9 protein-coding genes and 1 pseudogene are annotated in these 12,428 nt (G+C 60.8%); 6 read left to right on the top strand and 4 right to left on the bottom strand.

Features of this window, described 5'->3' with window-relative positions:
• Positions 1 to 190: 190 nt before the first annotated feature.
• Positions 191 to 967, top strand: a complete 777-nt coding sequence (locus tag VGH68_RS23385; RefSeq protein WP_331606084.1) for a 4'-phosphopantetheinyl transferase family protein — start codon at positions 191 to 193, stop codon at positions 965 to 967.
• 290 nt (positions 968 to 1,257) lie between these two features.
• Here VGH68_RS23385 and VGH68_RS23380 read toward each other — a convergent pair whose 3' ends face one another.
• The gene (locus tag VGH68_RS23380) at positions 1,258 to 1,998 is read right to left on the bottom strand and encodes a 3-ketoacyl-ACP reductase (protein ID WP_331606083.1); all 741 of its coding nucleotides are present in this window, start codon (positions 1,996 to 1,998) and stop codon (positions 1,258 to 1,260) included.
• A 334-nt stretch (positions 1,999 to 2,332) separates the two neighbouring features.
• On the opposite strand from VGH68_RS23380, the gene VGH68_RS23375 reads away from it, so the two are divergent.
• Together VGH68_RS23375 and VGH68_RS23370 are read left to right on the top strand one after the other, a co-directional pair.
• Positions 2,333 to 4,048 (top strand): Na/Pi cotransporter family protein, encoded by a 1,716-nt coding sequence (locus VGH68_RS23375; protein WP_331606082.1) that lies wholly within the window; start codon positions 2,333 to 2,335, stop codon positions 4,046 to 4,048.
• Positions 4,049 to 4,399: 351 nt separating this feature from the next.
• A complete protein-coding gene (locus tag VGH68_RS23370) occupies positions 4,400 to 4,672 on the top strand; it encodes a hypothetical protein (protein WP_331606081.1) in 273 nt (90 codons plus the stop codon).
• A gap of 196 nt (positions 4,673 to 4,868) precedes the next feature.
• Here VGH68_RS23370 and VGH68_RS23365 read toward each other — a convergent pair whose 3' ends face one another.
• The 3 genes from VGH68_RS23365 to VGH68_RS23355 all read right to left on the bottom strand — a co-directional run bounded on the left by VGH68_RS23365 (position 4,869) and on the right by VGH68_RS23355 (position 7,564).
• Positions 4,869 to 5,270 carry a DUF3597 domain-containing protein gene (locus VGH68_RS23365; protein WP_331606080.1) on the bottom strand — a complete coding sequence of 134 codons (402 nt, stop codon included), beginning with the start codon at positions 5,268 to 5,270 and terminating at the stop codon, positions 4,869 to 4,871.
• 196 nt (positions 5,271 to 5,466) lie between these two features.
• On the bottom strand, positions 5,467 to 6,498 hold the full coding sequence (locus tag VGH68_RS23360) for an ATP-grasp fold amidoligase family protein (protein WP_331606079.1): 1,032 nt from the start codon (positions 6,496 to 6,498) through the stop codon (positions 5,467 to 5,469).
• A 94-nt stretch (positions 6,499 to 6,592) separates the two neighbouring features.
• Positions 6,593 to 7,564: a GlxA family transcriptional regulator gene (locus VGH68_RS23355; protein WP_331606100.1), complete on the bottom strand. Its 972-nt coding sequence runs from the start codon at positions 7,562 to 7,564 to the stop codon at positions 6,593 to 6,595.
• A 766-nt stretch (positions 7,565 to 8,330) separates the two neighbouring features.
• Between VGH68_RS23355 and VGH68_RS23350 the strand changes: the two genes are divergently transcribed.
• The 3 genes and pseudogenes from VGH68_RS23350 to VGH68_RS23340 form a co-directional block, all read left to right on the top strand.
• Positions 8,331 to 10,655, top strand: a complete 2,325-nt coding sequence (locus VGH68_RS23350) for a polysaccharide biosynthesis tyrosine autokinase (protein WP_331606078.1) — start codon at positions 8,331 to 8,333, stop codon at positions 10,653 to 10,655.
• A gap of 58 nt (positions 10,656 to 10,713) precedes the next feature.
• Positions 10,714 to 11,832: a glycosyltransferase family 1 protein gene (locus VGH68_RS23345; RefSeq protein WP_331606077.1), complete on the top strand. Its 1,119-nt coding sequence runs from the start codon at positions 10,714 to 10,716 to the stop codon at positions 11,830 to 11,832.
• A gap of 18 nt (positions 11,833 to 11,850) precedes the next feature.
• Positions 11,851 to 12,428: pseudogene (locus VGH68_RS23340) on the top strand (hypothetical protein); the annotation flags it as partial.

Genomic DNA, 12,428 nt, shown 5'->3' with positions numbered 1-12,428 from the left:
ACGGCAACGACTGGACTGGTCGAAAGATAATAGAACAGTGCTGACTAGCCGTTCGCGCAACCAGAAGAGTGTGCTAGCGTCGCTTTTACCGGCGAGCTTGCCGTGCCCCTTCATTTCGCCTGTTTGGTGCGGGGGCGGTGCTAGCGGGTGCGCTGCTCGCTATCGCTCGCCAGCAACGACCTACGTTCAAATGGATTCGATGATCGCCACCGCTGCCCCGGATTTCGATGTGCGTTCGCTGGAGGTACCGCGCGCGCGCGCCGCCGGTATTGAAATCTTCCGCATTACGTTCGACTTCGGCGTAACGCTCGACCGTCCCGCGTTCGCGGTGCTGTCCGATGACGAGCGTGCGAAAGCCGCACGCTTTCTGCGCCACGAAGACGCGCTGCGTCACGCGGGCACACGTGTGGTATTGCGTCAATTGCTTGCGGAGCGAACCGGCGTGAAGCGCGACGCATTGCGGTTCGAGCCAGACGCCACGGGCAGGCCCCGTGTCGCGTCGACCCCCAGCTCGTCGTCAGGTGAGCCCGATGCGTGGCCCGATTTCAACGTATCGCATTCGGGGCAGCACGCACTGATCGCTATCGCCGCGCGAGGGCGCGTCGGCGTCGATATCGAGGCCGCCCGCAACGACATCGACTGGCAGGCGCTCACGCCGACGGTGTTTGCGCCGCGCGACGACGCGTATGTATCGGCGTTACCGGTGCATCTGCGTGCGCACGCGTTCTATGACGTCTGGACCGCGAAGGAAGCGATGTTGAAAGCGCTCGGTGTCGGCATCGGCGATGGCATGACGTGGTTTTCGGTGCTGGGCGACGGCTGGCGCGAGCCGCGGATCGCGCTGAGCGAAGAACATGCGCGCGATGGAAGGCCGATCCTGCAACTGGAAGCGCAGTGGCTTCCGATATCGGCCGGCTATTCCGCTTGCGTCGCATGGTCGCGCGATGCGGTTTTGCCAAAGCTGTAAGCGTGCGGTGTGAGCCTTCCCATGACGGTATGCGCTCAGTGTGATCGCGTACAGCACCGTCAGACCCTCGCCGACGAGCGCATAGGCGTCGTTACAGACGACCCAGCTCCCGCGTTCGAGCCCCGGCTGACGGCAGCGTAAACATGAGGCTTAGGCGCCGGGAAACAGTCCGGGCACCGAGACGGGATAGCTGCGCCGACCAAAGCAGCATCTCCATATAAACGGCCTGCGCCGTATTACGTTCCCGCAGGCAAACAGTCGCGCCGCACCACGGTGCGGCGCCGTTTCCGCTAGCCCATATGGAGACCACCGTTCAACGAGAAATCCGCTCCCGTTGCGAAGCCGGCCTCTTCCGACGAGAGCCACGCGACGATCGACGCGATTTCTTCCGGCTTACCGAGGCGGCGCACCGGAATCGTCGCGACGATTTTTTCCAGCACTTCAGGACGGATCGCCTGGACCATGTCGGTGCCGATATAGCCGGGCGACACGGTATTGACGGTCACGTTCTTGGTGGCCACTTCCTGCGCCAGCGCCATCGTAAAGCCGTGAATGCCGGCCTTCGCGGTGGAGTAGTTGGTTTGTCCGAACTGGCCTTTCTGACCGTTGACCGACGAGATGTTGACGATGCGGCCCCAGCCTCGCTCGACCATCCCGTCGATGATCTGTTTGGTCACGTTGAACAGGCTCGTCAGGTTGGTGTCGATCACCGCGACCCAGTCTTCGTGCGTCATCTTGCGGAACGTGCCGTCGCGCGTGATGCCCGCGTTGTTGACCAGCACGTCGACTTCGCCGACTTCCGCCTTGACCTTCTCGAACGCCTTCACCGTGGATTCCCAATCCGCGACGTTACCTTCCGAGGCGATGAAGTTATAGCCCAGCGCTTTCTGTTCTTCCAGCCATCGCGTCTTGCGTGTGGAGTTCGGGCCGCACCCGGCGATGACCGTGTAGTTCTCTTTGTGCAAGCGCTGGCAGATCGCGGTTCCGATACCGCCCATGCCGCCGGTTACGTAGGCAATGCGATTTGCCATAAGTCCTCCTTCCTTAGGTGAATGACAGCGGGTTTATCTGGAGGATAGAGGTATTATTGGCACCCGCCAGCGGGCGCTACGATGGGCATTTGTACCTACGGGTTAACTGCCTGCAATCGTTGGTTGACGATGCAAGGGTTCGGCTGGATTACCGATACGAAGCCCGCCGACGAATTTCCATTCAACACCGCGTGCCACCCGTACGTTAAGTACCTGCCGGGAACATGACCCGGCAGGCGGTCGTTGCGTCAGCGTTACGCCTGCACCGGCCCGCGCATTGAGCCGTCCGTAGTTCTTTCCGTGCACTTTGACGTCACTAAAAGGACACACCGGGATGACATCGTATCTGGCAGAACTGGACCCGGTCAGGCTGAACCTGATCGAGATCGTCGGCTTGCTGATCGGCGGCCTCGCGCTTTTTCTTCTCGGCCTCGAGTTCATGACCGGCGGCCTGAAAGCGATCGCCGGCGCGAGACTGCAGTCGCTGCTCGGCGTGCTGACCGCAAACCGGTTTCGCGGCATGGCGGCGGGCGCCGCCGTGACCGCGCTGCTCAACTCGTCGACCGTCACGACCGTGCTGATGGTTGGCTTCGTGTCCGCCGGCTTGATGGCGCTGAGCCAGGCGGTGCCGATGATCATGGGCGCAAACATCGGGTCGACCATCACCGCGCAGATCGTCGCGTTCGACGTATCGCGGCTGACGCCGTTCGTGCTCGCAATCGGCTTCGCACTGCATGCGTTCGGCCGCCGCGAGCTGGTGGTTCAGATCGGGCGCGTGGTGATGGGCCTTGGGCTGCTGTTTCTCGGTATCCAACTGATGGGGGAGGCGACGCATCCGTTGCGCACATACCAGCCGTTTATCGACGCGATGCAGGACATGCGCAATCCATTGATGGGCATCATCGTCGGTGCGGTATTTACCGCGGTCGTGCAAAGCTCCGCGGCGACGCTCGGGATTGTGATTGCGTTGAGCGGCCAAGGTCTGATGCCGCTCGAAGCGGCCATCACGTTGATTTTCGGTGCGAAGGTGGGCACCTGCGGCACTGCGCTGCTCGCATCGATCGGCAAGACGCCCGAAGCGGTGCAGGTGGGCGTCGTGCATCTGATCTTCAATCTGTTTGGCGTGGTGGCCGGCATTTTCGTGATTCCGCAAATGGCGGAACTGGTGCGCTTTATCTCGCCGTCCTATCCGCAACTGCAAGGCGTCGCGCGGCTCGCGGCCGAGGCGCCGCGTCAGGTCGCCAACGCCCACACGGTTTTCAGCGTGGCCAGCACGCTGGTTCTGATCTGGTTTACCGGCCCGATTGCGCGGCTCGCGCAAATCATCGTGCCTGGGCGGGCGCGGGCGGCAAAACCCGCGGGCGATCCGCTGTACCTCGACGACTCCTCGCTGAGCGTGCCGTCGCTGGGACTGCAGCGCGTGCGCATCGAACTGACCCGGCTCGGCGCACAGGTCCTCGATATCGTGCAGAGCGGCTCTCAGATGGTGTCGAATGGGACGATGGAGGAGATCAATCTTCTGCTGGACCAGGACAAGGAAGCCGGCCGGCTCGCGGGCGAGATTCTTCACTACATCGGCCGGTTGTCGCAGCAGCAGCATTCGGAGGACGAAGCTCAGCAGATGGTTGGACTCACGCAGGTCGCGAGCAACCTCGAGAGTATTAGCGGGATTGTCCGCACCACGCTGATGACGGTCGGCCAGCAAAGACTGACGCAACAGATCGACCTGGTTCGCCTGCGCGACGCGGCAACGCTGCAGTTCACAGACGCGGTGATGCGCAATCTCGCACAGGCGATCCGCACGGTCGAGCAGCCGGATCCGGCCGAAGTCGCAAAGGTTATCGACGAGAAGCCGGCGATCGACAAGCTCGCGATGACCGCGCGTCAGGTCGTGCTCGCAAAACTTCAGCTGGCGGACAAGGCGGATGTCGTGACGTTCCGGCTCGCAATGGATGTGATCGAGCAAGGCCGGCAGATCACGCAAATCGCGAGAGCGATCGCGAAAAATATCGAGGCGCTTCACCGAGACGAGGGCTCAGGCTCACGATGATCGAATCGTGTGGGATTGATCCGAATTGATCGAAATTGATCGGCAGCGCACTGAGGTCCGCATCGGGCGATAGCTAAACTTTCGGCGTGTCATCGTAGTGACATGCATGAGTGGGCAGTTGCTTTTTGCACGCCTTCCACTGTGCCGGCTTTTTTTTCTTCTCTGTCATGCCGTTGAATCAGTAGAGAAGCGCCGAGCCGCAAATGCGAATATCAGGTGATTGAGCGCGGATGGTGCGCTGGAATACAGTAGCTGGACGATAGGCAACGCCCGGGAGAAATTAACATACGTCCCGCGTCGAATTTGATAGCCTCTGCCGTAGCAGAGCGTTGAACCAAGGAGGGCTTCACCATGATGAGGTGGCTTGCTAACTGGGCTTCACAACATGCTCCTACTCCCGAAAAACAGGCCGAGCGCGCGCTGAATAACTTGCGCATGGAACTGTTTCAGGCCGAACAGCTTGTGCTCGATGCCCAACTGCGTGCCGATTACTACCGGGCTCGCCTGACCTTTCTCGAACAGGTCACCCGAAAGGGTATTGAACAGGTATCGGACGAACGCAAGGGTTCGCATGAGGCCGCACTGCCATTGAAGCCGGGACTCAAGCTCACCGCGGCGCAATAGCCGCGTTTCTTGAATTGCAATACGGGAGGGCGCATTCGTGCCCTCCCGTCGTTCTTCTGCGTGGTGCAACCGCCAGCAATCCACTTCTGCCATCGATGTTCGCGATGTCCTGCGCGGGCAACGATGGGCGGACGGCCGCGTTGCAGGTTGTCCGGCCTGACACGTCGACCGGACACCGCGCCTGAATGACGAACGCTTAATGCGCCAGGTCTGGCGGTAACTTGCCGCCATTCGCCGCGAGCGCCTGCATGACCTGCTTGTGAAGCCAGATATTCATGCTCGCCGAATCGTTCATATCTCCGCTGTACTTCAATTCCTGTGCGAGCTGCTTGCGGTGCTCGAGACTGCTGTCGACACCGAGTGCCTTCATCGTATCGACAATCGACGTGCGCCAGTTCAACGTCTGTCCGCTTTCGCTGACGAGCTGATCCATCACGGCGGCCACGTCGACGTCGGTCAGCGGCGCGGCCGGAGCCGGCGCGCCAGGTGTCGCGGCTGGCGCGGCGGCCGGCTGAGGCGTCGGTTCAACGGCGGGGGGAGGTTGGTCCGGTTTGGCTTTGCCGAACAGTTTATGGACGATGTCGCCGAAAATACTCATGTTCCGATCTCCGCAGATGAATGACGAATGCGAGCGCATCGCGCTCGCAGTACATGCGTTCGCTATGCTACGCGATGACCTTGAAGACAAACGTAAGATTTTGTCAGCGCGACAAGCCGCCTGCCCGCGCGATCCGCTTGCGCACAGCGAAGCACGAAGCGACGGCCGGCGCCGCGCGCTCGTGCATCCATTGCATTCACGCAAGCAGTTTGCCCCACTCGTAGTCGACGCTATCCGGTGTGAAGGGCAGCACGCCCGCACCGGGCGTAAAGGTCAATTCACCGAAGTACACCTGATTGTCCGGCGCGTACAGATCGACCCGGACATAGTCGAAGTCTTCCGATAGCCGGACTGCGACGTCCAGTACGTGCTGCAGATGCGGTGGTCGAGGAGCGGGCATGGGGCTGCGCTTGTACGGGCCGATTGCAATGTCGAGACGATTCCAGTCGACGTCGTACACATCGCCATGCGTGGCGTTGCCGAACCGGTCCGAGATCACAAGCATATAGATCAGCGGCCGCCCAGGTCTGCCGCCGAAGCAGTGCATCTTGAAGTCCGCGGGTATCTGGCCGTGCTGGTCCAGCAAGAGATGCTCGAAGAAGATACGCGGCTTGATCGCCCGATAGTGCCGCTCCCGCGCAATGTTGTAGAAAGCGGTGCGCAGCCACCGCTCGGCGAGTATCTGTAACTTCTCGAACGACGTGTCCGACTTGTTCCTGACAATCTCGACGAAGCTACTGCCATGATTGGCCTTCATCACGAAAGCGTTCGGCAGCGCGTCGAAGACTTCCGGCGTGAACTCGTCGGGCGCGGCGATGAGCGGTATCAAATACTGCTCGCCGATCTTGCTGGCAATATATTCCCGCACCAGAAGCTTGTCGGTCAGATGGATATAGCGAGGGTCGGGCCGCAAGTTGCGTTGCAGAATCTTTTCGTTGAAGGTCACCGGACGAATCAGATTCGGATAACGGCCGATACATTTGTGATGTAGCAGGCTTACAAACAGCGTGTCCGGCAGCAGCGTTTTTGCGGCCTCCTTGATCTTTCTCGCGGCGGAGGGCGGCTGCGTGGCTGACGGATGCGCACTACCATCGGCGGGCGCCTCGCCGTGCAGCCCCGCTGGTGTGCGCTCTCGCGCCGCGCTACGGGTGGACGCTTCGCGCTGTGCACAGGCTTGCGCGGATACCGTGTCCTCGTCGTCGAGGCCAGCGGATTTAGCGATTGTCATGTCTTATCCCTGAGCGGTCGAGGCGTGATGTCGTCCTCGGAGAATCGAAGGAATCGAAAGGCGGGATGTGCAAACGTAGAATGAAGTTAGAGGGTTAAAGAGTGGCGGGTGCCTGCCTCAGCATCTCGGTCGCGGCATGCCAGCTTTCACCAGGGGTGAGCCAGCGCTCTTCGGCGTCCACATGCTGTTGCGCGCGAAACTGCGTCGGCGACATCCCATAGCGCTCCTTGAACAGTCGCCCGAGACGATTGCCATCGCCCATTCCGCAGCGGCGCGCGATCTTGTCGACCGGCAAGTCGGTGTTCTTCAGCATCGAGCGAACGATTTCGAAGCGGGTGCGCAGCAGGTATTCGAGCGGCGTCATGCCGAACTCGCATTTGAAGCGGCGCTGAAAGTTTCGTTTGCTCATCGCAACCGATTCGGCGGCTTGTGCAACCGAGATCGCCTTGCTGTAGTTCTCCTTGATCCACCGAGCCGATTCGCGAATCTTTTCGGCCGTCGTCGTGATGTTGACGTCATCGAGGTCGGATTTGCTCCTTTCGACGTAGCCTACCTGCAGAATCCGGCCAACTTTGCGCGCGGTGTCCGAGTTGACGTCCCGCTCGATCTGCGCAATCGCGAGATCGGCGGGCGTGACATTGCTCTGGGTCCGCGCTGCATCGCCGCTGTCATCGAACAGAAAGATCGGTACCGTCGATTGCAACGGATCGTTGCAGACGACGGCGAGATTCGCTCCCTGTTGCATGCCGAACGATGCAATCGACCCTTGCAGCGAGATCCACGATAGAAAGCGATCGTTAGACTCCGCTACTTCGGTGACGTCCCGGCATGCGACAAAGAACGCGTGGAAATCGGACAGGCAATATCGTTCGAGGCGCTGCGTCCAGATCGAAATGCCGGACGAGCTCGTCACGAGACCGCCGCCGTCCGACAGTACGGAGAACCGGTAAGGCGGCTCCTCACCGGCGGACTTTTTGAACTCGTTGGCAAGTCGGAACGCGTCGCCAATCGCGCCGGTACTTGCCATCGAGCAGTCATGGAAGACAAACAGACCAATGTGCTTCATCACGCGAGCATCTCCAGACGGGAAAATCTGCATTGAGATTAGCGCATCGAAATGAGTGAGACGAGCTTGGCTGGCATGCGCGGGTGTTTTGGCGTAATCGTCATGATTCAGAAAATGTTACCTTGCATTTCGCTGAATTGAGTTCTAACACCTATAGAAAGGAAGAAGTTTTTTCTCATTTTCGTGAATGTAAATCGCCCATTGTGCAGTGCAAAAAAGCGGTCAATGCGCCGTATCATAAGGAAAGCGGGGCAGCACCCCGATAAATGCCCGGGTTTGGGCTCGTGGTGCGTGCGTTGAGCGTTCTGGCGCGATGAATCGCGCGCCCCGTATAACTCTGTTACACCAATTGCAGATCGCAACAACGCTTTCCGCACCTGCTGGCTTCTGTAAAACGCTCCGCAGAATCGGCCAATAACACCCGAATTTATGCCGCCCGTGATTGAGCACTTGTTTAGCAGTCTATGCTTCACTGCACCATCCATACGTAAATTGTCATCGCGATTCGGGGAATTGGGGCCTCGCATTTCGAATTCGCGTGAAGACAATTGGCATTACCGACGTGGATAAACAATAGGCGTATGCAGCCATCCGTCGTTCAAGAAGTCCCGAACGCGGTTCCCCGACCAAACCCGACCCACACGTCGCTTCGCCGTGCGGCCTTTTTTTTAAGGGCCGACCCGGCCGGTAGCGGCGTAACAGGCGACTAGCGACGCATTGCGTGCCCGCTTTGCGCTTTGCGTAACAACCTGCAAGGATGAGACCGGTGGACTACTATCCGCAGAATTCGCTCTATCCCGCCGTCGAGACCGACCGGCGCCAACTCAGTGCACGCGGGATGCTCACGCTGATGCGCGACCACGTGTGGGAGATCGTCGTGACGACGGTCGTGGTCCTGACACTGGCGGTTGCCTATCTGCTCATCGCCACCCCGATCTATTCGGCGGACGTGACCGTGCGCGTGGATCCCCCCGAGCCCAATGCGCTCGGGCTCGCGTTGCAGAGCCAGGAAGCGCTGCCTCCCCCCGCGCCGTCGCCGGTGACCGAGATGGCGGTCATGGAGAGCCGCTCGGTATTGCAGCCGGTCATCGATCAGTTCCGGTTCGACATATCGGTCACGCCGCACAAGATTCCGATCCTCGGTGACATCGCTGAAAAATTTGCCACACCGGGGCACCCGTCGGCGCCATGGCTTGGCCTCAGTTCTTTTGCATGGGGCGGAGAGCGCGTGCGGATCGGCTCGCTCGACGTGCCGCGCGACCTCGAGGAAGAGAAGCTGACCTTGGTCACGGGCGACAACGGTGCGTACGAGCTACGCGGACCATCCGGTGAGGCTCTGGTGACCGGTGTAGTGGGCGAAGCCGCGAAGGGCAATGGCGTGTCGATGCTCGTAAAAGAACTGTCCGCCCGGCCCGGCACGAAATTCCAGGTGATCCGCTGGAACGAGCTTGACGCGGTCAAGCGCTTCACGAACGAACTGAAAGTAGGCGACAAGGTCAAGGACTCGGGTTTGATGGAGGTCGAGTATCGCGACAAGGACCCGGAGAAGGCCGCCCAGGTCGCTAATGCACTGGGGCAGCAGTATCTCGCGTCCGCGATTGCAAGCCGTCAATTGAACGACACGAAAACGCTTGCATTCATCAACGGCGAGTTGCCGCATCTGCTAGCGGATCTGAAGAAAACCGAAGCTGCGTTGAAGGACTTCCGCTCGAACTCGCAGTCGATGCAACCGACCAACGAGGCGCAAGCGTATCTGCAAGGGGGTCTCGATCTGGACAAGCAGATCGCGACGCTGCAATTGCAGCGCACACAATTGCTCGAGCGTTACACCCCGCAAAGCCGCTGGGTCCAGAACGTCGATGAGCAACTCGCTCAACTGAAACAGGCCAAGGGACAATTCGACACCCATTTCAACGGCATGCCGGCTTCCGAGCGCCAGAGCGTCGATCTGATCCGCGCGCAGAAGGTGGCTGAAACGATCTATCTCGGCATGGTGCAGAAAGCCGAGCAATTGCAGGTTCGCCGCGCCAGCACGACGGGCGGTGCGCACATTCTCGACCCGGCGATCAGGCCGCATCGTCCGGTGATGCCGCAGCCGTTGCTCGTGCTGGGCGGTGGACTGGTGTTGGGTGTCGTGTCCGGCGTGGTGCTGGTGTTCATGCGCCGCCACGTGTTGACCGGGGTCACCGATCCGCGCTTTATCGAGCGTCAGATGAGCGTGCCGGTGTTCGGCGAAATCCTGTTCAGCCAACAGCAGCAACTGATCGACCGCACGACGACCAGCCTCGGGCATAAATCGCTGCCAGCCGCGGCGGCCCGGGCCAATCCGCCATTGCAGAAAGGCATGCACGATCTGCAATTCAATGCGGGCGACAACAACCGGATTCTTGCCGCGCGGTTCCCGCACGATACGTCGGTCGAAGCACTGCGCGGCGTTCGCACCGCGGTCACGCGCGATCTGGCGCATGCGCGCAACAACATCGTGATGGTGATCGGCCCGACACCTTCCGCAGGCAAGAGCTTCGTCGCCGCCAACCTGGCGAGTCTGCATGCGGAAACCGGCGCGCGTGTCGTGCTGATCGACGCCGATATGCGACGCGGTCATCTGGCATCGCTCTTCAACGAAAGCAATCGTGGCGGCCTCTCCGAAGTCCTGTCGGAGCGCATGCCGCTGCGCAACGCATTGCGGGCGACCGGTATCGACGGCTTGACCTTCCTGTCGTGCGGAATGCGTCCGGAAAATCCCGCGGCGCTGCTGATGAAGCCGCGTTTCAAGGAAGTCCTGGAGCGCTTGTCGAGCCAGTTCGATCTGGTGATTGTCGATACCCCGCCGTTTCTTGCCGTCACCGACGCGTCGATCATCGCGAGCGACGCCGGTTCGTCATTGCTCGTGTTGCGCTCGGGCATGCAAAGCGAAGAGGAAATCGCCGATACCGTCAAAAAGATGGAGCGCGCCGAAGGGCGCATCGCGGGGGCCGTGTTCAACGGTATTCCGCTGCGTCGAAGCACGAAGAATTACGGCTATGAGACGAACTACGCCAGCGACTTCGGCGAGCCCGGCGCCGGGCCCCACGCACCGCATGGAGCGTGATGCTATCGACCGCGAAAAGTAACGTGACTGCACCCGACGGCATAAAACGGAGAACCTGATGGCTTTTGCAATCAACGGAAAGTTCACTTCGCAGCCCGTCACGGGGGTTCAGCGCGTCGCGTATGAACTGACGAGAGCGATGCAGATGCGCGCCGCGCCTGGTGACAAGCCGGAAGTATTCATGCCGGCGAACGCGGTGGCGCCCGGGGCGCTGCTCGAGCCACGACGGCGTTTTCCGTGGCTGCGTGGCACGCTGTGGGAACAGATCACGTTGCCGATCGCCGCGCGCGGTGTCACGCTGCTCAATCTGTGCAATACGAATCCGCTGTTCAAACGCGGGCAGATCGTCATGGTTCATGACATGGCGGTGTGCGACGTGCCCCAAGGCTTTTCCAGAAAATTCCGCATGTGGTACCGCGTGTGCTTTGCGATGCTGCCACGCACGCATGCGACGATTCTGACGGTGTCGACCTTCTCCAAGACGCGTATCTGTCACCATCTGAAAATCGACGAATCGCGCGTAAAAGTCGTGAGCCCTGGTGCGGACCACCTCGACCGGATCGTCCCGGATCCTTCGGTGCTGAAGCGTCTGGAACTGACCAAAGACGCCTATTGCGTCGTGGTGGGCAGTCTCGATCCGCGCAAGAACCTGCGCGGAGTGCTGGATGCAATCGAGCGCCTCGGCCATCTGGGGGCGGTCAAATTCGTCATTGTCGGCGGAAAGAATCCGCGCATCTTCAATAACGATGGCGCGGATGATCATGCGCTGCATTCACAGCAGGTCGTGTGGGCGGGCTTCGTGTCGGACGAGGAGCTGAAATCGCTGTACGAGAACGCGGGTTGCCTGGTTTTTCCGTCCCTATACGAAGGATTTGGTTTGCCGCCTCTGGAAGCAATGTACTGCGGCTGCCCGGTGATCGCGTCGGCGCGTACCTCGATACCGGAAGCGTGCGGCGATGCAGCGATGTACTGCGACGCGACGTCCGCCGACGATATTGCCGCGAAGATCGCGCAGATGATGAGCGACGCCGATCTTCGGCGACGCTATCGGGCGATGGGGCTGCAGCACGCGCGCGAGTTTCGCTGGGAGCGTGCGGCCCAGCAAGTTCTCGAAATCCTTTACGGGCAGACCGGAGACCGGCTGACCGAATTGGCGCCGAGCGCGTCGGCCAGCTAGCGGTCGACGGACACGAATATGGATCGCGTCAAGACCCGTGCCGGCAGAAGGCGTGCGTTGCGCTTGCTTGCCGCGCTGGCCGCCGAGGCGGCCGTACCGTTGTCCTACGTCGCGCCCGCGCGCGCGTTGACGCAGGATGCTCCGCCGCCCCGTGCGCGCGCGCGGATGATAACGGACCTGATCGGCACCAATGGCTGGGCCGGTTCGGCCGCCGACATCGAAATGTGGCGCGCAATGGGGATCAGCTGGGGACGCGACTCGGTGGGTCCAGGTCAACCTGATCGGCGCGGCGAGGCCATGCGCATCGACAGGACCGGCTCTGCATTCGATAGCGATCTGCCGTCGGTGTTGATTCGAAACGAACGCAATGGGATCGGCTCGCTGCTATTGCTGGGCTATACGCCCAAATGGAACGCGAGCGTGCCGGGTGATTCGAATTCGGCACCGGTGGATGTGGACGTGTGGACGAAATACGTCGAAGCCGTGGTTCGAAAGTACTCGGCGCCACCGTATAACCTGCGCTTCTTCCAGATATGGAACGAGGCCGCGGGCAAATTGTCCGGCGGCTCGCCGCAGGCCACGTTCTGGCACGGGCC

The organism is Paraburkholderia sp., from assembly GCF_036488505.1.
Taxonomy (GTDB): domain Bacteria; phylum Pseudomonadota; class Gammaproteobacteria; order Burkholderiales; family Burkholderiaceae; genus Paraburkholderia.
This window is presented reverse-complemented; position numbering and strand designations above follow the sequence as displayed.